This is a genomic window from Pseudomonas sp. GOM6 (genome assembly GCF_029537485.1).
Taxonomy (GTDB): Bacteria; Pseudomonadota; Gammaproteobacteria; order Pseudomonadales; family Pseudomonadaceae; genus Aquipseudomonas.
In genome coordinates, this window is record NZ_JARPUS010000007.1 from 1 (window position 1) to 24,920 (window position 24,920).

27 protein-coding genes and 1 tRNA gene are annotated in these 24,920 nt (G+C 64.5%); 14 read left to right on the top strand and 14 right to left on the bottom strand.

The features are described 5' to 3' along the window. Positions 1-94: 94 nt before the first annotated feature. The 3 genes from P7A97_RS09840 to P7A97_RS09850 all read right to left on the bottom strand — a co-directional run bounded on the left by P7A97_RS09840 (position 95) and on the right by P7A97_RS09850 (position 2,752). Positions 95-170, bottom strand: a tRNA-Ala gene (locus P7A97_RS09840). A 154-nt stretch (positions 171-324) separates the two neighbouring features. Continuing rightward, positions 325-1,809, bottom strand: coding sequence for a glutamate--tRNA ligase (gene gltX / locus P7A97_RS09845; RefSeq protein WP_277689763.1), 1,485 nt, complete (start codon positions 1,807-1,809; stop codon positions 325-327). Positions 1,810-1,834: 25 nt separating this feature from the next. Further along, a complete protein-coding gene (locus tag P7A97_RS09850; RefSeq protein WP_277689995.1) occupies positions 1,835-2,752 on the bottom strand; it encodes a LysR family transcriptional regulator in 918 nt (305 codons plus the stop codon). Between the two features lie 106 nt (positions 2,753-2,858). Between P7A97_RS09850 and P7A97_RS09855 the strand changes: the two genes are divergently transcribed. Both P7A97_RS09855 and P7A97_RS09860 read left to right on the top strand, forming a co-directional pair. Further along, positions 2,859-3,908: an HlyD family secretion protein gene (locus P7A97_RS09855; RefSeq protein ID WP_277689764.1), complete on the top strand. Its 1,050-nt coding sequence runs from the start codon at positions 2,859-2,861 to the stop codon at positions 3,906-3,908. Positions 3,909-3,957: 49 nt separating this feature from the next. Continuing rightward, positions 3,958-5,448: an MDR family MFS transporter gene (locus P7A97_RS09860; RefSeq protein WP_277689996.1), complete on the top strand. Its 1,491-nt coding sequence runs from the start codon at positions 3,958-3,960 to the stop codon at positions 5,446-5,448. A gap of 282 nt (positions 5,449-5,730) precedes the next feature. On the opposite strand, the gene rluB is transcribed toward P7A97_RS09860, so the two are convergent. The 6 genes from rluB to P7A97_RS09890 all read right to left on the bottom strand — a co-directional run bounded on the left by rluB (position 5,731) and on the right by P7A97_RS09890 (position 10,296). Continuing rightward, on the bottom strand, positions 5,731-6,846 hold the full coding sequence (gene rluB, locus P7A97_RS09865; RefSeq protein WP_277689765.1) for a 23S rRNA pseudouridine(2605) synthase RluB: 1,116 nt from the start codon (positions 6,844-6,846) through the stop codon (positions 5,731-5,733). An 89-nt stretch (positions 6,847-6,935) separates the two neighbouring features. After that, complete coding sequence (locus P7A97_RS09870) at positions 6,936-7,121, bottom strand: DUF1289 domain-containing protein (RefSeq protein ID WP_277689766.1); 186 nt, start codon at positions 7,119-7,121, stop codon at positions 6,936-6,938. Between the two features lie 77 nt (positions 7,122-7,198). Next, entirely contained in the window at positions 7,199-7,981 is a 783-nt protein-coding gene (gene scpB / locus P7A97_RS09875; protein ID WP_277689767.1) for an SMC-Scp complex subunit ScpB, read from the bottom strand. After that, positions 7,981-8,679 carry a ScpA family protein gene (locus tag P7A97_RS09880; RefSeq protein ID WP_277689997.1) on the bottom strand — a complete coding sequence of 233 codons (699 nt, stop codon included), beginning with the start codon at positions 8,677-8,679 and terminating at the stop codon, positions 7,981-7,983. Before P7A97_RS09880 ends, scpB begins: the two co-directional genes overlap by 1 nt. 110 nt (positions 8,680-8,789) lie before the next feature. Then, the gene (locus tag P7A97_RS09885) at positions 8,790-9,422 is read right to left on the bottom strand and encodes an L-threonylcarbamoyladenylate synthase (protein WP_277689768.1); all 633 of its coding nucleotides are present in this window, start codon (positions 9,420-9,422) and stop codon (positions 8,790-8,792) included. A gap of 13 nt (positions 9,423-9,435) precedes the next feature. Then, positions 9,436-10,296, bottom strand: coding sequence for a PHP domain-containing protein (locus P7A97_RS09890; protein ID WP_277689769.1), 861 nt, complete (start codon positions 10,294-10,296; stop codon positions 9,436-9,438). Positions 10,297-10,362: 66 nt separating this feature from the next. On the opposite strand from P7A97_RS09890, the gene P7A97_RS09895 reads away from it, so the two are divergent. The 6 genes from P7A97_RS09895 to P7A97_RS09920 all read left to right on the top strand — a co-directional run bounded on the left by P7A97_RS09895 (position 10,363) and on the right by P7A97_RS09920 (position 14,334). Then, a complete protein-coding gene (locus P7A97_RS09895; protein WP_277689770.1) occupies positions 10,363-10,953 on the top strand; it encodes a septation protein A in 591 nt (196 codons plus the stop codon). A gap of 1 nt (position 10,954) precedes the next feature. Next, positions 10,955-11,254 carry a YciI family protein gene (locus P7A97_RS09900; protein WP_277689771.1) on the top strand — a complete coding sequence of 100 codons (300 nt, stop codon included), beginning with the start codon at positions 10,955-10,957 and terminating at the stop codon, positions 11,252-11,254. A gap of 45 nt (positions 11,255-11,299) precedes the next feature. Continuing rightward, a complete protein-coding gene (locus P7A97_RS09905) occupies positions 11,300-11,686 on the top strand; it encodes a translation initiation factor 2 (RefSeq protein WP_277689772.1) in 387 nt (128 codons plus the stop codon). A gap of 28 nt (positions 11,687-11,714) precedes the next feature. Beyond that, positions 11,715-12,392, top strand: a complete 678-nt coding sequence (locus tag P7A97_RS09910) for a response regulator transcription factor (RefSeq protein WP_277689773.1) — start codon at positions 11,715-11,717, stop codon at positions 12,390-12,392. 120 nt (positions 12,393-12,512) lie between these two features. Next, positions 12,513-12,953, top strand: coding sequence for a Spy/CpxP family protein refolding chaperone (locus P7A97_RS09915; protein WP_277689774.1), 441 nt, complete (start codon positions 12,513-12,515; stop codon positions 12,951-12,953). Between the two features lie 49 nt (positions 12,954-13,002). Beyond that, positions 13,003-14,334 carry a HAMP domain-containing sensor histidine kinase gene (locus tag P7A97_RS09920; RefSeq protein ID WP_277689775.1) on the top strand — a complete coding sequence of 444 codons (1,332 nt, stop codon included), beginning with the start codon at positions 13,003-13,005 and terminating at the stop codon, positions 14,332-14,334. On the opposite strand, the gene P7A97_RS09925 is transcribed toward P7A97_RS09920, so the two are convergent. Both P7A97_RS09925 and P7A97_RS09930 read right to left on the bottom strand, forming a co-directional pair. Further along, positions 14,294-14,872 carry a nitroreductase family protein gene (locus tag P7A97_RS09925; protein WP_277689776.1) on the bottom strand — a complete coding sequence of 193 codons (579 nt, stop codon included), beginning with the start codon at positions 14,870-14,872 and terminating at the stop codon, positions 14,294-14,296. The genes P7A97_RS09920 and P7A97_RS09925 overlap by 41 nt on opposite strands. Positions 14,873-14,916: 44 nt before the next feature. Further along, entirely contained in the window at positions 14,917-15,288 is a 372-nt protein-coding gene (locus P7A97_RS09930) for a YkgJ family cysteine cluster protein (RefSeq protein ID WP_277689777.1), read from the bottom strand. Between the two features lie 154 nt (positions 15,289-15,442). On the opposite strand from P7A97_RS09930, the gene P7A97_RS09935 reads away from it, so the two are divergent. Both P7A97_RS09935 and P7A97_RS09940 read left to right on the top strand, forming a co-directional pair. Next, positions 15,443-16,897: a TrkH family potassium uptake protein gene (locus P7A97_RS09935; protein WP_277689778.1), complete on the top strand. Its 1,455-nt coding sequence runs from the start codon at positions 15,443-15,445 to the stop codon at positions 16,895-16,897. Between the two features lie 5 nt (positions 16,898-16,902). Then, positions 16,903-18,357 (top strand): TrkH family potassium uptake protein, encoded by a 1,455-nt coding sequence (locus tag P7A97_RS09940; RefSeq protein ID WP_277689779.1) that lies wholly within the window; start codon positions 16,903-16,905, stop codon positions 18,355-18,357. Between the two features lie 76 nt (positions 18,358-18,433). Here P7A97_RS09940 and P7A97_RS09945 read toward each other — a convergent pair whose 3' ends face one another. Next, entirely contained in the window at positions 18,434-19,438 is a 1,005-nt protein-coding gene (locus P7A97_RS09945) for an AraC family transcriptional regulator (protein WP_277689780.1), read from the bottom strand. A 123-nt stretch (positions 19,439-19,561) separates the two neighbouring features. Here P7A97_RS09945 and P7A97_RS09950 point away from each other — a divergent pair, with 123 nt between their 5' ends. The 3 genes from P7A97_RS09950 (at position 19,562) to P7A97_RS09960 (ending at position 22,009) form a co-directional block, all read left to right on the top strand. Continuing rightward, a complete protein-coding gene (locus P7A97_RS09950; RefSeq protein WP_277689781.1) occupies positions 19,562-19,879 on the top strand; it encodes an Mpo1-like protein in 318 nt (105 codons plus the stop codon). Positions 19,880-19,889: 10 nt separating this feature from the next. Beyond that, entirely contained in the window at positions 19,890-20,477 is a 588-nt protein-coding gene (locus P7A97_RS09955; protein WP_277689782.1) for an HD domain-containing protein, read from the top strand. Positions 20,478-20,620: 143 nt separating this feature from the next. Then, a complete protein-coding gene (locus P7A97_RS09960) occupies positions 20,621-22,009 on the top strand; it encodes an adenylate/guanylate cyclase domain-containing protein (protein WP_277689783.1) in 1,389 nt (462 codons plus the stop codon). Positions 22,010-22,116: 107 nt separating this feature from the next. On the opposite strand, the gene P7A97_RS09965 is transcribed toward P7A97_RS09960, so the two are convergent. Beyond that, complete coding sequence (locus tag P7A97_RS09965) at positions 22,117-23,145, bottom strand: glycosyltransferase family 1 protein (RefSeq protein WP_277689784.1); 1,029 nt, start codon at positions 23,143-23,145, stop codon at positions 22,117-22,119. Further along, positions 23,142-23,951: a UDP-2,3-diacylglucosamine diphosphatase gene (locus P7A97_RS09970; RefSeq protein ID WP_277689785.1), complete on the bottom strand. Its 810-nt coding sequence runs from the start codon at positions 23,949-23,951 to the stop codon at positions 23,142-23,144. Before P7A97_RS09970 ends, P7A97_RS09965 begins: the two co-directional genes overlap by 4 nt. A gap of 133 nt (positions 23,952-24,084) precedes the next feature. On the opposite strand from P7A97_RS09970, the gene P7A97_RS09975 reads away from it, so the two are divergent. Then, entirely contained in the window at positions 24,085-24,858 is a 774-nt protein-coding gene (locus P7A97_RS09975; protein WP_277689786.1) for an AraC family transcriptional regulator, read from the top strand. The last annotated feature ends 62 nt before the right edge of the window (positions 24,859-24,920 follow it).

Below are 24,920 nucleotides of genomic sequence, written 5' to 3' on the forward strand. Positions count from 1 at the left end.
TACCGCCGTGAAAGGGCGGTGTCCTAGGCCACTAGACGAAGGGGACGAAACCTTCATTCACTCGAACGCGCTGGAATTCGTTCGGTGGCAAATTTGGTGGAGCTAGACGGGATCGAACCGTCGACCTCTTGCATGCCATGCAAGCGCTCTCCCAGCTGAGCTATAGCCCCGTCGCTTGGACGGGGCGCATATTAGGGGCGAGGTATTTGCCTGTCAACACAATTCTTCATTGGGCTTGAAAAAATTCTGGAGGCAGAACAATCACTTACCCGAAAGGCCAGGCCAGCCACTCCTACATCAGGCGATGACCGGCAACCTCCTCACTCAAGCGCGGAAGCTCTCCAGCAGCTTCTTCCATTCCTTGGTTTCGCCGTTGCTCACGCCGCCGATCAACTCGATGGCCTGACGCAGACGGAAGCGCGACAGGTCGGCACCCAGAATTTCCATGGCGTCCAACACCGAGACCGAGCTGGCCTTGCCGGTGATGGCGGGGAAGATCAGCGGCATCAGGTCGCGCAGCTTGAGGCCGAGGCCGGCACAGACGAACTGGATGGTTTCCGTGATCTTCTCCTTGTCCCACTGGCGCAGCGCCTCCAGCTCCCAGAGCAGCAGCTGCAGAGCCTGACGCACCTGATCCGGCGACAGCTTCTTGTGCGCCAGCAGCGCAGGGTCGAGTTGCACGCCACCGCTGAAGAAGAAACTGGCCAACGGCGCGATGTCACTGAAGGTCTCGACGCGCTGCTGCACATGCGGCGCGATCTGCATCAGGTATTGGGCGTTGAAGGCCCACTCCTGCACGCGCTGGGCGAACTGTTCCAGCGGCAGCTCGCGTAGCCACTGGCCATTGAGCCAGGACAGCTTCTCGATGTCGAAGATCGGTCCGCCGAGCGAGACGCGCGACAGGTCGAAGTGCTCGATCATCTCGGCCAGCGAGAACTTCTCGCGCTCGTCCGGCATCGACCAGCCCATGCGGCCCAGGTAGTTGAGCAGCGCCTCGGGCATGAAGCCCATACGCTCGTAGAAGGTGATGCAGGTCGGGTTCTTGCGCTTGGATAGCTTGGACTTGTCCGGATTACGCAGCAGCGGCATGTAGCAGAGCTTGGGCTGCTCCCAGCCGAAGTACTCGTACAGTTTGATCAGCTTCGGCGCCGATGGCAGCCACTCCTCGCCACGCAGGACGTGGGTGATTTCCATCAGGTGGTCGTCGACCACGTTGGCCAGGAAATAGGTGGGCAGGCCGTCGGCCTTCATCAGCACCTGCATGTCCATGCGATCCCATGGGATCTCCACGTCGCCACGCAGCATGTCCGGCACCACGCAGACACCCTCGCTCGGCACCTTCATGCGCACCACATGGGATTCGCCGGCGGCGATGCGCTGCTGCGCCTCTTCCGGGGCGATATGCATGCAGTGGCCGTCGTAGCGCGGGGTTTCCTTCTTCGCCATCTGCTCGGCGCGCACCTGATCGAGGCGCTCGGCGGAGCAGAAGCAGGGAAAGGCGTGGCCCTTACTGACCAGCTCGTCCGAGTATTTCTTGTAGATCGCGCCGCGCTCACTCTGCCGGTACGGACCGTGCGGTCCGCCAACATCCGGACCTTCGTTCCACTCGATGCCCAACCAGCGCAGGGCGTCGAAGATCTGCTGCTCGGACTCGCGGGACGAACGCAGCTGGTCGGTATCCTCGATGCGCAGGATGAACTCGCCGCCGTGTTGGCGGGCGAAGCACAGGTTGAACAGGGCGATGTAGGCAGTACCGACGTGCGGATCGCCAGTGGGCGACGGCGCAATGCGGGTGCGGACTTTGGTCATGACAAGTCTCGGAAGCAGGGAAAATTCAAGGGCGCAATGTTAGCAGGCTGGCCACTGTCGGCTCTAGCAGCCCAACGGGCAACGGCAGGCTGTCCATCAGGAAATCCAGAAAAGCCTTGACCTTCATTGCCTGGAAACGTCGCGATGGATAGACCGCATAGAGCTCGCCGATAGGCAGACGGGCCTCAGGGAGCAGCTGGATCAGCCGCCCGCTACGCACGGCATCCTCGGTGATCATTACCGGCAGCGCCACGATACCGGCGCCTGCCAGTGCCGCTTCGCGGGCCAGAGTGATGTTATTGCAGGCCAACACCCGCTGGCAGGGCACATGCTCATCCAACAGCGGCCAGTAGCGCGGCGAGTCCGCCGGCAGATGGATGGCACGGTGGCCAGCCAGCTCCTGCGCGGATGCCGGCGAACCATGCTGGGCCAGATAGTCGGGACTGGCGCACAGGTGGCGACGGGTCTCGAAAAGCTTGCGCGCGATCAGCGTGGAGTCTCGCGGCTGACCAACCTGGATGGCGATATCCACCCCCTCCTCCAGCGGATCGACCTCACGCGAGGTCAGCTCCACCTCGGCACTGATCTGCGGGTACTGGCGCATGAAACGTCCCAGCACATTACCGAGAAACAGCTGACCGAACTCGATCGGTGCGGTGATGCGCAGCAGGCCGGAAGGTTCCTGCTGCAACTGCATCACCGCCTGCTCGGCTTCAGCGAAGTCGAGCATGATCTGCCGACAGCGCTCGTAGTAGGCCTGCCCTACTTCGGTCAGACGCAACTTGCGCGTGGTGCGATTGAGCAGGCGCACCCCAAGGCGCTCTTCAAGCAGGGCGATACGCCGGCTGACCGTGGACTTCTGCATGCCCAGACTGTGTGCGGCCTGGGTGAAGCTGTGGCATTCCACAACGCGGGTGAAGATCAGCGCATCATCCAGGCCCATCATTGTTCCCTCAAAGCAACAAAGTTTGCGAATTCTACCGACTACATCACTCCTAGCAACACTGCTAGATTGGCCAGCACTTACGTCCGCCGTTCGAGCCCTTCCCATGCCTGCGCAATTGCAACGTCGCCTGTCCATTTTTGTCGTTCTCGTGGCTCTGGTTGCCCTGGGCCTGTTCGGCCACTGGCTGCTGATCGGCCGCTTTCATGAGAACACCGACAACGCCTACGTGCAGGGCGAGATCACCCGCGTCTCCAGCCAACTGGGCGCGCGCATCGAGCAGGTGCTGGTGCATGACAACCAGAAGGTCGAAAAGGGCCAGTTACTGGTCAAGCTCGAAGCCGCCGACTTCGAACTGGCCCTGGAGCGTGCCCGCGCCGCCCTGGAAACCCGAGAAGCCGAGCTGACCCAGGCGCAGAGCCGCCTGCAGCAGCAGAGCAGCCTGATCGCCGCCAGCCAGGCCGATGTCGCCGCCAGCCAGGCCAACCTCAAGCGCAGCCAGATCGACCTGTCTCGCGCGCAGACCCTGCGCAAGCCCGGCTACGTGTCCGAAGAGCGCGTCACCACCCTCTCCGCCGACAGCCGCGTGGCCAGCTCGCAACTGGCCAAGGCCCAGGCCGACCTGGCCGCGCAGCGCCAGCAGATCGATAGCCTCAACGCCGATATCAAGCGCCTGCAGGCGCAGATCAGCAACGCCCGCGCCGATGTCGCCCAGGCCGAACTGAACCTGACCCGCACCGAGATTCATGCCCCTATCGCCGGCACCATCGGCCAGCGTTCGGCGCGCGCCGGCCAGGTGGTGCAGGCCGGCGCCTACCTGCTGTCCGTCGTGCCCGATAACGAGATCTGGGTGCAGGCCAACTTCAAGGAAACCCAGATCGGTCGCATGCAGCCTGGTCAGAGTGCCGAGCTGATCTTTGACGCCTACCCGGACACCCCGATCCAGGGCTACGTGGAAAGCCTGTTCGCCGCCTCCGGCGCACAGTTCAGCCTGTTGCCGCCGGACAACGCCACCGGCAACTTCACCAAGGTGGTGCAACGCATCCCGGTGAAGCTGACCTTCGCTGCCGATAACCCGCTGGCCGGCAAGATTCGCCCCGGCATGTCGGTGGAAGTGAAGGTGGACATCTCCAGCGACGCCCACCATGGCGGCTGACGCCCTGCTACGCCCCGAGGGCGAGCCCAGCCGGCGCGACTGGATTGCGGTGATGAGCGCCATGCTCGGCGCCTTCATGGCCGTGCTGGACATTCAGATCACCAACTCTTCGCTGAAGGACATCCAGGGCGCGCTGTCGGCCACCCTGGAGGAAGGCTCGTGGATTTCCACGTCCTACCTGGTCGCGGAAATCATCATGATTCCGCTCACCGCCTGGCTGGTGCAGTTGCTATCGGCGCGCCGCCTGGCGGTGTGGGTGTCCATCGGATTCCTGTTTTCCTCGCTGCTCTGCTCGTTCGCCTGGAACCTGGAGAGCATGATCGTGTTCCGCGCCATGCAGGGTTTCACCGGCGGCGCACTGATCCCGCTGGCCTTCACCCTGACCCTGATCAAGCTGCCGGAACATCACCGCGCCAAGGGCATGGCCCTGTTCGCCATCACCGCCACCTTCGCCCCCTCGATCGGCCCCACCCTGGGTGGGTGGCTGACCGAGAACTGGGGCTGGGAATACATCTTCTACATCAACGTGCCGCCCGGCCTGCTGATGATTGCCGGCCTGATGTACGGCCTGGACAAGAAGCCGCCGCACTGGGAGCTGCTGAAAAGCACCGACTATGCCGGCATTGTCACCCTGGGTCTGGGCCTGGGCTGCCTGCAGGTGTTCCTCGAAGAGGGCCACCGCAAGGACTGGCTGGAGTCGCAGCTGATCGTCGGCCTGGGTAGCGTGGCGCTGGTCAGCCTGGTGTTATTCGTGATCCTGCAGTTCTCCCGCGACAACCCGCTGATCAACCTGCGCATCCTGCGTGAGCGCAACTTCGGCCTCACCAGTATCGCCAGTGTCGGCATGGGCCTGGGGCTGTACGGCTCTATCTACCTGCTGCCGCTGTACCTGGCGCAGATCCAGAACTACAACGCCCTGCAGATCGGCGAAGTGATCATGTGGATGGGCATTCCCCAGCTGTTCCTGATTCCGCTGGTGCCCAAACTGATGAAAGTGATCTCGCCCAAATGGCTGTGCGCCATCGGTTTCGCTCTGTTCGGTATCTCCAGCTTCTATTCCGGCGTGCTCAACCCGGATTTCGCCGGCGAGCAGTTCAACCATATCCAGATCGTCCGCGCCCTCGGCCAGCCGCTGATCATGGTGACCATCTCACTGATCGCCACCGCGTATATCCAGCCACAAGACGCCGGCTCGGCCTCCAGCCTGTTCAACATCCTGCGCAACCTGGGCGGCGCCATCGGTATCGCCCTGCTCGCCACCCTGCTCGACAGCCGCGCCAAGACCTACTTCGACTATCTGCGCGAAGCCCTGGTACCGGGCAACGCCGCCGTCGACGAGCGCCTGAGCCTGCTCACCGAGCAGCTCGGCAGCCAGCAGGCAGCCCTGGCCAAGCTGAGCGAGATCACTCATCAGCAGGCGGCCATCATGGCCTATAACGATGCCTTCCATTTCGTCGGGCTGGCCCTCGCCATCAGCATGCTCGCCGTGCTGCTCACGCGAAAACTGCCTGCAGGCGCTACCGGCGGCGCAGCCCACTGACCCCACACACCTCGCGGCCAACAGATTCCGGGCGAACAGCTCCGCCTCATTGCGGCTCCGGTCGGGCCATTGTGCCAAGTGGAATCAGCCTGATCGCCCAGGGCACTCAACCCCAGCTGCGGGCCAGCGGCACTGCCCCCCACGCCGTCAGAGACTGCGGCTGCTGATGCTTATGCAGGGGCAACTTCGGGCACGATGGGCTCCGGTTATCCCAGAACCAAGCGACTAAAAACCTGGATATGCAAAAGGGCTCCCGCAGGAGCCCTTTTCAACTTGCATTAATCAGCGCTTACGACCCGGACGCTGACCGTCGCCACCCCGAGCAGTACCGGAAGGCCGCGGCTTACGTGCCGGGCGCTCACCCAGCTCAACTGGCGGGCGCGGGCTGCGCTTCTTGTTCACCTCAGACGGGCGCTCGGCTACCGGCGTGCCACCACGACGCTCGCCGGCTGGCTTGCGCGGCGCCTTGTCTTCGCGAGGAGTACGCGGGGCACGCTCGGCGGCCGGCGCATCTTCGGCCGGACGCAGCACCCGCTTGGGCCGCTCGCTCCGGGTCATTGGCTTAGCCGATTTGCGCTGCAGGCGGTCGAGCTTGTCGCGCATCTTTTCCTTCATGGCCGGCAGGGCCACGGGCTTGAGGCCGACTTCCTCGCTGAGGATATCGATCTCGCGCTGGCCCATTTCGCGCCAGCGCCCCATCGGCAGGTCGGAAGTCATGAATACCGGGCCGAATCGCACGCGCTTGAGGCGGCTGACCACCAGGCCCTGGGACTCCCACAGACGGCGCACCTCGCGGTTACGACCCTCCATGACCACGCAGTGATACCAGTGGTTGAAGCCTTCGCCACCCGGCGCTTCCTTGATGTCAGTGAACTTGGCCGGGCCGTCTTCCAGCATCACGCCGGCCTTGAGCTGCTCGATCATTTCCTCGGTGACTTCGCCGCGCACACGCACGGCGTACTCGCGATCCATCTCGTAGGAGGGGTGCATCAGGCGGTTGGCCAGTTCGCCATCGGTGGTGAACAGCAACAGGCCGGTGGTGTTGATGTCCAGGCGGCCAATATTGATCCAGCGCCCTTCCTTCGGCCGCGGCAGGCGGTCGAACACGGTAGGACGGCCTTCCGGATCGTCACGGGTGCAGATCTCGCCTTCCGGCTTGTTGTAGATCAGTACGCGGCGCACCACCTGGGCGTCTTCGCGTTTGAGCAGCTGGCCGTCGACGCTGATGGCGTCGCGCGCCTCGACACGCACGCCGAGTGTGGCGACTGCACCGTTGACCTTGACCCGACCATCGGCAATCCACTGCTCGATATCGCGGCGCGAGCCGAGGCCGGCACGGGCCAGGACTTTCTGCAGCTTTTCGCCGCTGGGACGGGGTTCGAATTCGGATTCGCTCATCTGGGCACCTCCCGGTGTAACTGAGGATGAAAAAGGTCGCGCATCATACGCGCATCGCCCGACGCGCGCACCGCCTGACTATAGACCGCTCAGCGGTATTTGCGCCGGCCGGTGGCCTCGAAGGCCAGCAGGCGCATATCCGCTTCGGCCAGCAGGGCGAAACGTGAGCCCTTATCGAGGCGTTTCCAGGCCTTGATCTCGCGCTTGCTGCGGCCACAACCGAGACAAATGTCAGCGTCGAACTCACAGACCTTGATGCAGGGATTCTTGCTCATCGCCGGCCCCGTCAGGAAAAACTGCGGCCAGCATAGAGGCTGATCGGCTCAGCCCCGCATTGAAAGTCTCAATGCCTTCAATGCAGAGCGTCGCCGGCGTCCAGCTCCGTGCCCTGCTCTTCTTCGGCTTCGTCCTCGTGCAGCAGGTCGCTGAAGTCGGTCTTCAGTCCCTGTTCCATCTGATCCAGCTCGACCAGCAGGCTGCGGAAGCTGGTTTCCTCACGCGGCTCGGCCGATGCCTCTTCGCCTGCTGCGGCATCCGCCAGGGCCTGTAGCTCGGCCGGCACCGGCAGATCCTCGTCCAGCGCCAGCATGGGCTCAGGCTCCAGCTCGCGCAGGGCGGCCAGTGGCGGCAACTGCTCCAGGCTCTGCAGATTGAAGTAGTCGAGGAAGGCCTTGGTGGTAGCCAGCATCGCCGGGCGGCCCGGCACGTCGCGGTAGCCGACCACGCGAATCCAGTCGCGCTCCTGCAGGGTCTTGATGATCTGGCTGTTGACCGCCACGCCGCGAATATCCTCGATCTCGCCACGGGTGATCGGCTGGCGATAGGCGATCAGCGCCAGGGTTTCCAGCATGGCGCGCGAATAGCGCTGCGGGCGTTCTTCCCACAGCCGCCCGACCCAGGGGGCAAACTGCTCGCGCACCTGCAGGCGATAGCCGCTGGCAACCTCTTTCAGCTCGAAGGCACGACCGGCGCAGGAGCTGGCCAATATCGCCAGAGCATCGCGAATCTGCGCCAGTTCGGGACGTTCGCCCTCCTCGAACAGCTCGGCCATGCGCTCCAGCGACATGGGCCGGCCCAGGGCCAGCAGCCAGGCTTCGAGCAGGGAGGCGAGTTCCTTGGGGTCGGTCAGGTTCATCATTCGGCTCGGGCGCGGACATGAATAGCGGCGAAGGGCTCATTCTGCACCAGTTCCACCAGTTGTTCCTTGATCAGTTCAAGCACCGCCATAAAGGTCACCACCACGCCGAGGCGCCCCTCCTGCGCGGTGAACAGATCGACGAACGGCACGAAACCCGCGCCGCGGAGCCGTTCCAGCACTTCGCTCATGCGTTCGCGAGTGGACAGGGTCTCGCGGGTGATCTGGTGGCTCTCGAACATATCGGCGCGGCGCAGCACTTCAGCCATGGACAACAGCACTTCCTCCAGGCTGACGTCCGGCAACAGTTTGCGCGCCCGCGCCTCGGGCGCATCCAGGCGCGGCACGCTGAGGTCGCGCCCCACCCGCGGCAGCTCGTCCAGGCCTTCGGCGGCGGCCTTGTAGCGCTCGTACTCCTGCAGGCGACGAATCAGTTCGGCGCGCGGGTCATCTTCCTCTTCCTCGGCTTCGGTCGAGCGCGGCAACAGCATGCGCGACTTGATCTCGGCCAGCATGGCGGCCATCACCAGGTACTCGGCGGCCAGCTCCAGGCGGACCGACTTCATCAGCTCGACGTAGCCCATGTACTGCTTGGTGATCTCGGCCACCGGAATGTCGAGGATGTCGATGTTCTGCTTGCGGATCAGGTACAGCAGCAGGTCGAGCGGGCCTTCGAAGGCTTCGAGAAACACCTCCAGGGCATCCGGCGGGATGTACAGGTCGAGCGGCAGTTCGGTGACGGCCTGGCCGTAGACCAGCGCAAAGGGTAATTCCTGCTGCGCACCGGCCTGGCTGTCGACCTGCTCGCTCACGCCTCGACCTCCTGGAAGGGGCTCGGGTCGCCACAGCCGACGCGGAACACTTCCGGCTCGCCATCGGCCAGGTTGACCACAGTGGAGGCCTTCAGCCCGCCGTAGCCGCCGTCGATGATCAGGTCGACCTGATGCTCCAGCACCTGGCGCATCTCGTAGGGATCGCTCATCGGCAGTTCGTCGCCGGGCAGGATCAGGCTCACGCTCATCAGCGGCTCGCCTAGCGCTTCGGCCAGGGCCAGGGCGATGGGGTGCTCCGGCACGCGCAAGCCGATGGTGCGGCGCTTGGGATGCAGTAGCATGCGCGGCACTTCACGCGTGGCATTGAGAATGAAGGTATAGGGGCCGGGCGTATGCGCCTTGAGCAGGCGGAAGGCTCCGGTATCGACCTTGGCGAACAGACCGATCTGCGACAGGTCGCTGCACACCAGGGTGAAGTTGTGCTTGTCATCCAGCTGCCGCAGGCGGCGGATGCGCTCAACCGCCGTCTTGTCGCCGATCAGACAGCCCACCGCATAGGAGGAATCGGTGGGATAGACGATAACGCCGCCCTTGCGCAGGATTTCCACCGCCTGTTTGATCAGGCGCGGCTGCGGGTTTTCCGGATGAATCTGGAAGAACTGGCTCATGAACTCTCCCTGTTCAGGCGGTAGTAGCGCGTGCATGGTCGAAGCGCTCCCAAAGAGGGGGCAGGTCGTCCGGTAGTGGGCGATACATGCCCAGTTCCGACCAGGGGCCCGGCGCATGAAAATCGCTGCCGACGCTGGCCAGCATGCCGAACTCGCGGGCCAGAATGGCCAGGCTACCGACCTGCTCGGCCGGCTGCAGGCCATTGACCACCTCAAGGGCATGGCCGCCGGCCTCGATGAAATCGGCCACCAGCCGGCGGCGCTTGCTGCGGGTGAAATCATACTGCCAGGGGTGGGCCAGGCTGATCCAGGCGCCAGCCGCCTTGAGCGTGCCAACCGCCTCCTGCAGCGTCGGCCAGTGCTGCTTAACGTCGCCCAGCTTGCCCGAGCCCAGCCACTTGCGGAACGCCTCGGCGTGGTCGCGCACATGCCCGGCGCGCACCATAAACTCGGCAAAATGCGGGCGGGCCGGTGCGTTACCGCTGTCCCCCAGCCCCTGCTGCACGGCACGTGCGCCCTCCAGCGCGCCGGGCATGCCCTTGGCCGCCAGGCGCCGGTCGATTTCCTCGGCACGCAACCAGCGACCCTGATGCAGATCGGCGATGGCCTGGCACAGCGCCGGTGCATCGGTAGCGAAGGCGTAGCCCAGCACATGGATGGTCGCGCCACCCCAGGTACAGGACAGTTCCACCCCGTTGATCAGGCGCATGCCCAGCGAATCTGCGGCCTGGCGAGCCTCGCTCAACCCTTCGAGGGTGTCGTGGTCGGTCAAGGCCAGCACTTCCACACCGCGATCATGGGCGCGCGCCACTACCTCGGCAGGCCCTAGGACGCCGTCCGAAGCAGTGCTGTGGCAGTGCAGATCAACCTTCATGGGGGCCACTTTCGCGGAGAATGATGTTTGTTATTATGCCGCCACATCCCGCTTCTGGCTGCCACTGTGAAACAATTCATCGACTTCATCCCGCTTATTCTGTTCTTCATCGTTTACAAGCTCGATCCCCGTACCGTTGAACTGGCTGGCCAGGCCTTCGAACTGGGCGGCATCTTCAGCGCCACGGCGGTACTGATCGTCAGTTCGGTGGTGGTCTACGGCATTCTCTTCCTGATGCAACGCAAGCTGGAGAAGGGCCAGTGGCTGACCCTGGCCGCCTGCCTGCTGTTCGGCGGCATGACCCTGGCCTTCCACAGCGAAACCTTCCTCAAGTGGAAAGCCCCGGTGGTCAACTGGCTGTTCGCCTTGGGCTTCGCCGGCAGCCACTTCATCGGCGACAAGGTGCTGATCCAGCGCATCATGGGCCACGCCATCACCCTGCCGCCGCTCATCTGGACGCGCCTGAACCTGGCCTGGGTGGCCTTCTTCGTGTTCAGCGGCTGCGCCAACCTGTTCGTAGCCTTTACCTTTCACGACATCTGGGTCGATTTCAAAGTCTTCGGCAGCCTGGGTATGACCGTGCTGTTCCTGGTCGCCCAGGGCGTCTACCTGGCGCGCCATATCCATGATGACGCCCCCCAGCAAAGCAAGGACTGACATGCTATACGCCATCATCGCCACCGATGCACCCGAATCCCTGGAAAAACGCCTGGCCAGCCGTCCGGCGCACCTGGCCCGCCTGGAGCAGCTAAAAAGCGAAGGCCGCCTGGTCCTGGCCGGCCCGCACCCGGCGATAGACAGCAACGATCCGGGCCCGGCCGGCTTCTCCGGCAGCCTGATCGTTGCCGAATTCGAATCGCTGAACGCCGCCCAGAGCTGGGCCGACGCCGACCCCTACCGCGCCGCTGGTGTCTACGCCGAGGTACGGGTCAAACCGTTCAAGCGGGTATTGCCCTGACACTCCTTCGCAGGCCCATAACAACAAACGCACACGGGAGTCCCCATGCACCAAGGCCCGCTCTACCTGCTGCTCGCCACCCTGCTCCTGACTCCTGCGGCGCATGCCGAAGAATCCCTTCCCAGCGTGGCGCCGACGGACGATAGCGCTGCACAGATTCTTGCCCTACAACAGCAACTGGCCGAGAGCGAAAGCCAACGCGAAGCCCTGCTGGCAGAGAGTGGCGAGCGCGACAACGCCCAGCTCAGCCGTCTGCGCCAGGACAACCAGCGCCTCAAGCTGCAGCTCAAAAAGGCCCAGGCCCAGGAGCCGCAGCGCCTGCTCAGCGAGCAGCAGCTGTGGTTCCTGATCGGTGCCGGTACCGCCCTGCTCGCCTTCATCGTCGGTCGTCTAAGTGGCGGGCGGAACAAGCGGCGCAGTGAGTGGGTCTGAGCGCGACCCACGCCCGACGAGCCTTGCCATGACCGAACTGCTGCTGATCGACGATGACCAAGAACTCTGCGAGCTGCTGGCCAGCTGGTTGCAGCAAGAAGGTTTTTCCGTGCACGCCTGCCACGATGGCGTCAGTGCCCGTGCGACCCTGGTCGGACACAGTCCGGCGGCGGTGATCCTCGACGTCATGCTTCCCGACGGCAGCGGCCTGGAACTACTCAAGCAGCTTCGTAGCGAGCACGCCGACCTGCCTGTACTGATGCTTTCCGCCCGTGGCGAGCCACTGGATCGCATCCTCGGCCTGGAGTTGGGCGCCGACGACTACCTGGCCAAGCCCTGCGACCCTCGCGAACTGACCGCCCGCCTGCGCGCCGTGCTACGCCGCAGCCAGCCAGTCGCAGCGCCTTCGCGCCTGGAACTGGGCGACCTGAGCTACAGCCCGGTGCGTGGCGTGGCACAGCTCGGCGAGCAGGAAATCCCCCTGACCCTGTCTGAAAGCCGCATTCTCGAAGCACTCCTGCAGCAGCCGGGCGAACCGCTGGACAAACAGGTGCTGGCCCAGCTCGCGCTGGGTCGCAAGCTGACGCTGTACGACCGCAGCCTGGACATGCACGTCAGCAACCTGCGCAAGAAGCTCGGCCCACATGCAGACGGACGCCCGCGCATCGTCGCCCTGCGCAGCCGCGGCTATTACTACAGCCCGTGAAGCGACAGCCCTGAAATTTTCTTTACCCAGCCTTTACCCATGCCTGACCGCGCCTGACCTTGCGCTCCCTAGACTGAGCTCATCCGGTAACACACCGGCCTCTAGACAAGGAGACACACCATGCGCAAGACCCTTATCGCACTGTTGCTCGCCACCAGCCTGCCGACCATCGCCCTGGCCATGCCCGAAAGCGGCGAACACGCGCCCTGTCACAAATCGATGCACGGCGAGCACCGCGCCGGCCCCGGCGGCAAGCTGTTCAAGGACCTCAACCTGAGCGCCGAGCAACGCGAGCAGATGGGCAAACTGATGCGAGAGCACCGCAACGACCCGCGCGAGATCACCCAGAAGTACCTGGGCAAGCTACCCAAGGCCGATCAGGAGGCGATGAAGAAGGAACTGGAAACGGCCCGCCTGGAACATGACAAGGCCCTCCGCACCATCCTCACGCCTGAGCAGCAGAAGACTTTCGACGCACGCAAGGCCGAGATGGAAAAACGCCGTGCCGAACGCCAGGAATTCAACGCCTGGAAGGCCGAAAAGGATCCGCAAGCCCAGTAACCCCCGAGGCCCGGCATCCCTGTCGGGCCTTTTCCTTGAAGGAGTCCCCATGCGTTCACTGTTCTGGCGCATCTTCGCCAGCTTCTGGTTGGCCATCGCCCTGGTCGCAGGTCTTTCACTGCTGCTGGGCCGCGCCCTGAACCAGGACGCCTGGGTACTCAGCCACCATCCGGCGCTGAAGAACTTCGCCGAGCGCTGGAGCAGCCTTTATGAACAACAAGGCCCGCGAGCAGCCCAGGACCTGCTGGAAAAGCGCAAGCGCCGCTACCGCATCGATACCCAGGTACTCGATGTCGATGGCCAGCCACTGGTGCAAGGCACCTTCCCGCCCCGCGCAGCTGCCTTCGAGGCCCGCCAGGACAATGCTAAGCGCCTGCCCTGGCGCCGTCTGACCGAGGAATACCGCAGCCCCGGCGGCGAAACCTACCTGTTTATCCACCGCATCCCTCACCCGGAACTGGTCGCCTGGCAGCGCGACGGCTTGTTCTGGCCACTCAGCGCGCTGACCATTGCCCTGGTAGTGCTGACCGCTATCAGCCTGCTGCTGACGCTCTCCATCACTCGCCCACTGGGGCGACTGCGCGGGGCAGTACACGACCTCGGGCAGACCGCTTATCAGCAGAACAGCCTGGCGCACCTGGCCAGCCGGGGTGATGAATTTGGTGTGCTCGCCCGCGACTTCAACCGCATGGGCGCGCGCCTGCAGGACCTGATCGGCAGCCAGCGCCAGCTGCTGCGCGATGTGTCCCACGAGCTGCGCTCGCCGCTGGCCAGGCTACGCATTGCTCTGGCTCTGGCCGAGCGGGCCAACGGGGAAGAACGTCAGTCGCTATGGGGCCGCCTGACTCAGGAGTGTGATCGACTGGAAGCACTGATTGGCGAGATTCTCGCCCTCGCTCGCCTGGATGCGGACACTGGCGCACCTCACACAGTAGAGTTGCAACCGTTACTCGACGAGGTGCAGGCCAATGCCCGCCTGCTGGCACCGGAGCAGCAGCTGCGCCTCAACATGGCCCATGCGCCTGCCACCCTGCAGGGCTGGCCCGATATGCTGCGCAGCGCCCTGGACAACCTGCTGCGCAATGCGCTGCGCTTCAATCCGCCCGCACAGCCCCTGGAGATAAGCGTGACGGGAGAGAACGGCTTGCTGCGCATTGCCGTGCGCGACCATGGTCCCGGCGCGCCCGAAGAGATCCTGACGCGCCTGGGTGAACCTTTTTTCCGCGCCCCCAACCAGCAAGCGGCCGGCCACGGCCTGGGCCTGGCCATCGCCCGCCGCGCGGCCGAGCGCCATGGTGGGCGCCTACTGCTGGAAAACCACCCGCAGGGTGGCTTCGTCGCTACGCTGGAGCTACCGGGCCAAGCCCGTTCCAGACACTGACGAACTCGGCCGGGTCCAGGGCCAGCGGCGTGCGCCGTTCACCCTCGAAGCTGCCGACATAGAGAAAGCCGACGATCTGCTCATTGACGCCCACGCCCAGCCCGGCCAATACCAGCGGATGATGGGCCAGATCGCCCGTGCGCCAGATGGCCCCGAAGCCCAGCTCCTGCGCCGCCAGCAACAGGCTATGAGCTGCACAGCCGGCGGACAGCACCTGCTCCTGGCGTGGCACCTTGGGGTGCTCGCTGAGCCGGGCGACCACCACCACCAGAAGCGGCGCACGCAGCGGCATGGCGCGAGCCTTGTCCAGTGCCTCCGGCTTGCAGGCCGGGTCACTGGCCAGTGCGCTGGCGAACAGCTCGCCCAGCTGTACGCGCGCCTCGGCCTCTACCGTGATGAAACGCCAGGGGCGCAGCTGACCATGATCGGGCGCGCGCAGGGCGGCACGGAACATCAGCTCGCGCTGGCCAGCATCAGGCGCCGGCGCCAGCAGGCGACCCACGGAAACACGGTTGAGCAACAGATCGAGGGCTTGCATCGGCCTACTCCTGAACAAACAGGCCGGCATTCTAGCCGATTATCTCAGGCGACCCGATCCGGGCTCAGCTCCGGCTGCTGTGGCGGCGTCAGGGGCGGAAGGCCATGAGCCGCGCGGGCGGCGTCGCAGCGCGGGTTGTGCACACCGTCTTCCCAACTGGCGGCAAAGTCGCGGCAGCTGCTGGAGCGGTTCTCGTACATGGTGCAGCGCACGCCATCACCGATCTCGCCCAGCAGGCTGACGCAGCGCGCCGGCTTGGCCGTGGTGCCGATCATGGCAACGTGGTGCGGGCCGATCTGCTCGACCAGCTGATCGGGCACCGTGCCGCCGGCAGATTGGCACTCACCCCAGAAAAAAGACACACGAAAATAGGCGCAGCAGGCGCCACAGCTGAGACACGGACTGGTTTGCGACATGAAGGAGGGAACTCAGAAAACCGGCAAGGGCCGGCACCTGGGGCGCAATTCTATGCATCGGCAAGCGCTTGGGAAGCCCCCTGCCTGCAGATTTACAGGGCGCCCGTCGGGCAGGCTAGAATGACGGCCTCCGCCCGTAGCCAGAGCTCCCTAAATGGCCCTGCCGACCCTGCGCATCATCGGTTTCATCATCGGCATTTTTCTGATCACCCTGGCGGTCAGCATGGTCATCCCCATGCTGACCCTGCTGAGCTATGAGCGCTCCGACGACATCACCGCATTTCTGTGGTCAAGCATGATCACCTTCGTCGCCGGCATGGCCCTGATCCTGCCCGGTAAGCCGAAAAACGTGCAGCTACGCCCCCGCGACATGTACCTGCTGACGACCTCCAGCTGGCTGGTGGTGTGCATCTTCGCCGCCCTGCCGATGCTGATCATCGCCCACATCAGCTACACCGACGCCTTCTTCGAGACCATGTCCGGCATCACCACTACCGGCTCTACGGTATTGTCCGGGCTGGACAAACTGTCACCGGGCTTGCTGGTTTGGCGCTCCATGCTCAATTGGCTGGGCGGTATCGGTTTTATCGGCATGGCGGTGGCGATTCTGCCGTTGCTGCGGGTCGGTGGCATGCGCCTGTTCCAGACCGAGTCCTCGGACTGGGGCGAAAAGGTGGTGCCGCGCTCGCACATTGCCGCCAAGTCCATCTTCGCCATCTACCTCGGTCTCACCCTGATCGGTTTCCTCGCTTACTGGGCGGCGGGCATGAGCCCCTTCGAGGCGATCAACCATGCGATGACCTCGATCTCCACCGGCGGCTATTCCACCTCCGACGCGTCTCTGGCGCACTGGCCGCAGCCGGCCGTGCACTGGGTATCAGTAGTGCTGATGATCGCCGGCGGCCTGCCGTTCATGCTCTACGTAGCCTTCCTGCGCGGCCACCGCAAAGCGCTGCTGCGCGACCACCAGGTCCGTGGCTTCCTCGGTTTTTTGGTGCTGACCTGGCTGGTGTTCGGCACCTGGCTCTGGCTCAACTCGGACCAGGCCTGGCTCGATGCGGTGCGTATCGTCGCGGTCAACGTCACTTCGGTGGTCACCACCACCGGCTACGCCCTGGGCGACTACACCACCTGGGGCAGCTTCGCCGTGTTGCTGTTCTTCTACCTGACCTTCGTCGGCGGCTGCTCGGGCTCGACCTCCGGCGGCCTGAAGATCTTCCGTTTCCAGGTCGCCTACGTGCTGCTGCGCGCCAACCTGCAGCAGCTGGTGCACCCGCGCGCAGTAATCAAGCAGCAGTACAACAACCACAACTTGGACGAAGACATCGTCCGCTCGCTGATCACCTTCTCCTTCTTCTTCACCATCACCATTGGCGTCTTGGCCCTGGCCCTGACCCTGACCGGCCTGGACTGGGTCACCGCGCTGACCGGCGCCGCCACGGCGGTGTGCAACGTCGGCCCGGGCCTGGGCCCGATCATCGGCCCGGCCGGCAACTTCGCCAGCCTGCCGGATAGCGCCAAGTGGCTGCTGACCGCCGGCATGCTGCTGGGCCGCCTGGAAATCCTCACCGTGCTGGTGCTGGTGACCCGCACCTTCTGGAAACACTGACCCGGATGCAGCTGTCCACCCTGCGCACTGTCGCCTTCATCAATGGCATCTTCCTGATCACCCTGGCGGTGAGCATGCTGGTGCCGGTGGGCACGCAGTTGCTCTACGCCAGCCCGCAAGGCATCAACGCCTTTCTCTGGTCGAGCCTGATCACCTTCGTCGCCGGCATCGCCATGCTCGCCCAGGGCCGACCGGCCGACAGCCACCTGCGCCCGCGCGACATGTACATGCTGACCGTATCCAGCTGGGTGGTGGTGTCGGTCTTCGCCGCGCTGCCGTTCATCTTTACCCGCCACATCAGCTTCACCGACGCCTACTTCGAGAGCATGTCCGGCATCACCGCCACCGGCGCCACCATCTTCAGCGGCCTGGACGACATGGCGCCCGGCCTGCTGATCTGGCGCTCGCTGCTGCACTGGCTGGGGGGCATCGGCTTCATCGGCATGGCCGTGGCGATTCTGCCGATGCTGCGCATCGGTGGCATGCGCCTGTTCCAGACCGAGTCGTCGGACCGATCGGAAAAGGTCATGCCACGCTCGCACATGGTCGCCAAGTACATGGTGCTGGCCTACGTCGGGCTCAGCTCGCTGGCCGTACTGGGTTTCTGGCTGGCCGGCATGGGCCTGTTCGACGCCATCAACCACGCCATGTCGGCCATCGCCACCGGGGGTTTCTCCACCTCGGACGCGTCACTGGGCAAATGGCAGCAGCCGGCGGTGCACTGGGTGGCGGTACTGGTCATGATCCTCGGCAGCCTGCCGTTCGTGCTCTACGTCTCCATGCTGCGCGGCAACTACAAGGCGCTGTGGCGCGACGAGCAGGTACGTGGCTTCCTGCTGATCCTGCTGTCCAGCTGTCTGATGCTGGCGCTGTGGAAGTGGCTGACCACCGACCTGCACTGGCTCGATGCCCTGCGCCACGTGACGGTTAACATCACCTCGGTGATGACCACCACCGGCTTCGCCGTGGGCGATTACCACCTGTGGGGCCCGTTCGCCAGCATGCTGTTCTTCTACCTGGGTTTCGTCGGCGGTTGCTCCGGCTCCACCGCTGGCGGCCTCAAGGTGTTCCGCTTCCAGGTCGCCTACATCCTGCTCAAGGCCAACCTCAAGCAGCTGGTGCACCCGCGCGCGGTGATCCGGCAGAACTACAACCGCCATCGCCTGGACGAAGACATCGTTCGTTCGATCCTGGCCTTCGCCTTCTTCTACACCATCACCATCGCCACCCTGGCCCTGGGCGTGGCAATCACGGGAGTGGACTGGATCACTGCACTGAGTGGCGCGGCCGCCATGGTCTCCGGCGTCGGCCCAGGCATGGGCGAAGTGATCGGCCCGGCTGGCAACTACGCCAGCCTGCCGGACATGGCCAAGTGGGTCCTGACCTTCGGCATGCTGCTGGGGCGCCTGGAAATCCTCACCGTGCTGGTCCTACTCTTCCCCGCCTTCTGGCGCCATTAAGCCGCTACGCATTGATGTAGGCTGGGTTAGCCGCAACGCGGCCTAACCCAGCCTACATAGCCGTCGACCAAAAGACTCAAAGCCGCGCGCGGTACTCGCCCGGCGTGGTGTCGAACCAGCGGCGGAAGGCCCGGAAGAAGTTGCTGGGGTCGGCGAAGCCAAGCAGGTAGGCAATCTGCAACAGGGTCAGATTGGGCTGGGCCAGGTACTGTTCGGCCAGCTCGCGCCGGCTGTCATCGAGCAACTGCTGGTAGCTGGTGCCCTCCTCCTGCAAGCGGCGCTGCAGGGTGCGCTCGGACAACAGCAGCGCCTGGGCCACCGCCTCGCGCTTGGGCTCGCCCTGCGGCAGCAGGCGGCACAGCACCTGGCGTACCTGATGGGTCACCCGACCATCGGAGAAGCGCGCCAGGTACTCCCCGGCGAAACGATCATGCACTTGCGCCAGGGCTTCGTTGGCAGAGGGCAAGAGCATTTCCAGGTCGGCGCGTTCGAACAACAGGGAATAGCGCTCGCTACCGAAACGCAACGGCGCCTGGAACACCTCGTCATAAGGCCGCAGATCCGCCGGCGGCGGCCCCTGGAAGCGCACTTCACGCGGCTTGAGCGGCTTGCCGGTGAGCCAGCGACTGAAGGCCATGGTGTGGGCCAGGCTGGCCTCGTAGCTGGGGCGGGCAGCCGGCAGATGGTCGCCGTGAATGGCCAGGATCAGCTCGTAGCCATCCGGACTGGGCTGCAGACTGAGATCCGCCCCCTCGCCAATGATGCGTTGGTAGCGCACCAAACGTTGAAAACCTTCGAGCAGATTGCGACTGGACATCAGCGCATAGCCCACCACATGAAACGCCGTGGGGCGCACCGGCAGACGAGCCAGGTTCAGACCAATGGACGGATTACCCGAGGCCTCCACAGCCAGATGCCAGAGGCGGGTCATACCATCCTGAGGGAAGCGTGCATCAGGATCGCTGAGCGCCTCGTAGTCCATGCCCAGCTGGGCAAACAGACGCCGGCAGTCGACGCCGCCCATTTCGAGGCCCTGGACGATGCTGGTGGCCCAGCTGGATGAAGTGGTTCTTTCGCTCATCGTTCTTCTTATGCAGTGGTCGGCACGCTCTGGCGCCACGAGGATACTAAACTGGCACCGTATGTCACTGGCCGCGCAAGACAGCACGCTTAGACTGTGGCCAACAATGACAGGAGGTACGCCATGAGCGCCGAAACCACCGAACGCTTCAACAGCTTCGCCGAGTTCTACCCCTATTACCTGCAGGAGCACAGCAACGATGTGTGCCGCCGCCTGCACTACGTTGGCAGCCTGCTGGTGCTGAGCATCCTCGCCTATGCCCTGCTGACCCAGCAATGGCTCTGGCTGCTGGCCCTGCCCTTCGCCGGCTACGGCTTCGCCTGGATCGGCCACTTCGTCTTCGAGAAGAACAAGCCGGCCACCTTCAAGTACCCGCTGTACAGCTTCATGGGCGACTGGGTAATGCTCAAGGACGCCTTTACCGGCCGTATCCGCTTCTGAGGCCTCGACCATGCAAGCACACGCCCAATTCACTCATATGGAAGATGGCAGCGCCGAAGACTGGGCCATCATCGCCCAGGATTTCGGTGCCTTCGCCAAACAGCTGCCGGACCGCATCCTCGCTCACCTCAAGCTGCTCGACGGCGACTTCGGCGGCTTCCCGGTGGATCGCCTGACCCACTCGCTGCAGACCGCCACCCTGGCCTACCGTGACGGCAAGGACGAGGAATACGTGGTCTGCGCCCTGCTGCACGACATCGGCGACACCCTCGGCTCCTACAACCACGCCGATATCGCCGCGGCCATGCTCAAGCCCTTCGTCAGCGCGGAGAACCACTGGATGATCGAGAAGCACGCGATCTTCCAGGGTTACTACTTCTTCCATCACCTGGGGCTGGATCGACACCTGCGCGAGCAATTCAAGGATCACCCGCAGTTCCAGGCCACCATCGAGTTCTGCGCGCGCTACGACGCCGCCGCCTTCGACCCGGAGGGCGAAACCCTGCCGCTGGAGTTCTTCGAGCCCATGCTGCGCCGGGTTTTCGCCCAGCCCAAGCAGTCCCTCTACATGGCCGCCGTCGAGCGCCAGGCCTGCTGAACGCCACGCCATTCGGCGGTCATACTTGGCCGCCAGATGGCAGCTGGTTATGATCCCTCACCCGCCACACCTTGGCGCAGGTCTTGCAGACCGCTCAGACGCTCAGCAGAAGCGTCAGAAAATCATCAGGGATCGCACCGTCAATGAAGTCCAACGTCCAGGAAATCCTCAGGGCGCAACCCGCCCCGTTGCTGCGTGAGTACTACTCGCGGGTGCTGGCCTACATCGCTCCGGCGGCCGCCATCGCCGCCGGCACCTACGTCAACCACTTCGGTTACGCCATCCTGTGGATGGTGCCCTACGCACTGCTCTACCCACACCTGGCCTATCACCTGAGCAACCGTTTCAAGCGCGACTACCCGGAAAAGACCAACCTCACCCTGCTGTTCATCGACGCCGTGCATGCGGGTGCCGCCGCGGTGCTGATGGGCTTCTCGGCAGTCCCCGGGCTGATGTTTCTGCTGACCCTGTGCTTCAGCGCGCTGATTGCCGGCGGCGTGCGCCAGATGGGTCTGGCCGTGCTGATCGCCACCGGCAGCATGGCGCTGAACACCGCGTTGATTCATCCCGAGATCAATACCGACACCCCGACCCTGGTCGCGCTGGTCAGCATCCTGCTGAGCACCCTGTACATCTGCATCACTGCCTTCTTCGTGCATGAGCAGGGCCTGCGCCTGACCCTGGCGCGCCACGAGATCAAACGCGAGCAGGAAAAGGCCGCACGTCTGGCACGCAACCTGGCCAAGTACCTGTCGCCGCAGGTCTGGGAGCTGATCTTCAGCGGCAAGAAGCACGTGCGCCTGGAAACCCAGCGCAAGAAGCTCACCGTATTCTTTTCCGACATCAAGGGCTTCACCGAGCTGGCCGAAGAACTGGAAGCCGAACAGCTCACCGACCTGCTCAACACCTACCTCAACGAAATGTCGAAGATCGCCCTCAAGTACGGCGGTACTATCGACAAGTTCGTCGGCGACAGCGTGCTGGTGTTCTTCGGCGACCCGTCCAGCCAGGGCGCCAAGAAGGACGCCGTGAATGCCGTGTCCATGGCCATCGCCATGCGCAAGCACATGAAGGTGCTGCGCCAGCAGTGGCGCGCCCAGGGCATCACCAAACCGCTGGAAATCCGCATGGGCCTGAACACCGGCTACTGCACCGTGGGCAACTTCGGCGCCGACACGCGCATGGACTACACCATCATCGGCCGCGAAGTGAACCTGGCCAGCCGCCTGGAAAGCTCCTCCGAGGCCGGCGAGATCCTCATCTCCCACGAGACCTACTCGCTGATCAAGGACGTGATCATGTGCCGCGACAAGGGCCAGATCGCGGTCAAGGGTTTCAGCCGGCCGGTGCAGATCTATCAGGTGGTGGACTTCCGCCGCGACCTGGGCGCCCGCTCCAGCTATGTCGAGCACGAGTTACCCGGCTTCTCCATGTACCTGGATACCAACGGCATCCAGAACTACGACAAAGAGAAGGTCATCCAGGCCCTCAATCAGGCCGCCGACAAGCTGCGCGACAAGGTCATCCTGTAAGGCTGGAGCGAACCGCGTAGGTTGGGTTGAGGCGCACAGCGCCGAAGCCCAACAGGCGGAGCATCGGGCCAAGGTACGCCGTTGGGCTTCGCTACGCTCAACCCAACCTACGTCGCGGGCAACCAGTCCTGCTGCTCCAGCAGCTCGCCGTCGAGCAACGGCTGGCTGGCCAGGAACTCCAGCGCCGAGGCGAGCCAGGACTGGCGCGCCGCACGCTCGGCACAGACCGACCGATCTAACACCAGTGCCGCCAGGCAGGCCTGCTGCAAGTCCTCGTCCATCACCCCGGTCACCCCCGCTTCCAGCACATCCAGCGGCCCCGACACCGGATAAGCCGCCACCGGCGTGCCGCAGGCCAGCGCTTCGAGCATCACCAGGCCGTAGGTGTCGGTACGCGACGGGAACACCAGCACGCTGGCGGCGGCGAAGGCCTGGGCCAGCGCCTCACCCTGCTGGTAACCGAGGAAATTCACCTGCGGGTAGGCGGCCTGCAGCTCGGCACGCTCGGGACCGTCGCCGACCACACGCTTCTCGCCCGGCAGCGCCAGATCGAGAAAGGCGCGCAGGTTCTTCTCCGCAGCCAGACGTCCGACATAGAGAAACACCGGTTCACTCCGCGCCACTGGGCGTGGAAAGAACAGTGCGCCATTCACGCCTTTGCGCCACAACTGCAGGCGTTCCAGACGCCAGCCGGCGAACTCCTCACGCAGCCGCTCGGTACTGACCAGCACCGCCTGGCTCGGGCGGTGGAAACGACGCAGGTAGGCGTAGCCCCAGGCCAGCGGAATACGCGGCCAACGCGTATGCACATATTCGGGAAAGCGCGTGTGGATGGCGCTGGAAAAGGCCAGGCCGCGTTTGCTCAACCAGCGCCGTGCCGCCCAGCCCAGCGGGCCCTCGGTGGCAAGGTGCACGCAGTCCGGGCGGAACTCGCGGATCGCCGGACCAACCCGCCACAGGTCCCAGGCCAGCGGAATCTCCGGGTAGCTGGGACAGGGCAGATGGCGGAAGTCCTGCGGCGACAGCAGCTTGACCAGATGCCCCAGGCCACGCAGCTCGCTCACCAGCGCCTGCAGGCTGGTGACCACGCCGTTGACCTGCGGATGCCAGGCGTCGCTGACGATCAGAATCCTCATGCCGCCTGCTCGAGCGCGACGGCTTCGGTCACGGCCGCCTGATCCTCGGCCAGGCGATACAGCTGGATGCTGCCGTCCAGGTGTTCGATCAACGCCGTGCAGGACTCCACCCAGTCGCCACAGTTCATGTACTCGACCCCGTTCACCTTGCGGATCTCGGCATGGTGGATATGGCCGCAGACGGCGCCGTCCAGCCCGCGCTTGACGCACTCGTGGGCGATGGACTCCTCGAAGTCGCTGATGAAGTTCACCGCTGTCTTGACCTTGTGCTTGAGAAAGGCCGACAGCGACCAGTAGCCGTAACCCCAGCGCTCGCGCCAGTGGTTGAGCCAGCGGTTGAGGGTCAGTGTGAACTCGTAGGCCGAGTCGCCGAGGAAGGCCAGCCACTTGTGGTAACGGGTGATCACGTCGAACTGGTCGCCGTGGATTACCAGCAAGCGGCGGCCGTCGGCGGTCTCGTGCACCGCCTCGTCGACCAGTTGGATATTGCCAAGGATCAGCGTGGAGTAGCGGCGCAGGAATTCGTCATGGTTGCCGGTGACGTAGATCACCTCGGTGCCGCGCTTGCTCATGGTCAGCAGGCGGCGAATCACGTTGGTGTGCGTCTGCGGCCAGTAGATGCCGCTGCGCAGCTTCCAACCGTCGATGATGTCGCCGACCAGATAGATACGGTCGGCCTGGTAGCGCTTGAGAAAACCCGCCAGGCGCTCGGCCTGACAGTCGCGGGTACCTAGGTGAACGTCGGAAATCCATAGAGTGCGGACATGCTGCTTGCGGCTGGGCTTGTTGCGCTCGGCGATGCTCATGGGCGGCCTCCGGCTGGGTTTGGCCAAGCGTGCGCCGCCGCAGTGAAGCGTCCGTGACGATGCAATGACTATTGCATGACAAGCCGCCCTCGCCGACGCGATGTACACTGACCGCTCGATCAGGAGTCCCGCCATGTCCCAGCTGCTCTCGCTGCGCCACTACCACCACGAGCAGATTGCCCACAGCCACGACCATGCCCAGCTGGTGTTCGGCCTCTCCGGCCGGCTCGACTTCGAGGTCGCCGGGCGCGGCTGCCAGGTTTCGAGCATGAGCCTGGCCGTGGTGCCGCCCGCGACCCACCACGCCTGCGCCAGCCCGACCGGCAGCCGCTGCCTGGTGCTGGACGTACCGCAGGATGGCTGGCTGCAGCAGCGCCTCGGCCACCATGCCGAGGCCAGCCGGCGCCTGCTGGAGACACCGGGACGAATCCAGCTCAATCCGGCACAGAGCCAGCTGGTCGACTGGCTGGCAGCCAGCCCGATCGGCGACACGGTGATCGCCCAGCAGGGCGCTGCCCTGCTCCTCGCCAGCCTCAGCGGCGCCCCGGCTCTGGCAGCACCCGCAAGCCTGCCGCTGGCCAGCCTCGACGCGCACATCGACCGGCACTGCGCCCATCCGCTGCAAGTGGCCGACCTGGCGCGCCTGTGCGGGCTGTCAGCGGCGCGCTTCCATGCTCGTTTTCTCGCCGAGACCGGCCGTACACCGATGGAGCATGTCCGCCTGCGCCGCCTGCAGCTGGGCCGCGACTTGCTACTGGGCAGCCGCCTGGCGGTTGGTGAGGTTGCCGCACGGGTCGGCTATGGCTCGCAGAGTGCCTTCACCGCGGCCCTGGTGCGTGAACTGGGCATCACCCCACGCGAGCTGCGCCGTCAGGCACGCGAGGCGCGCGACAATACCCGCAAGTAGCGCGACAGATCCGGCATCCGCCAGGCCCTAGACTCTGCCAACCCATCCAGAAACGAGGCCAA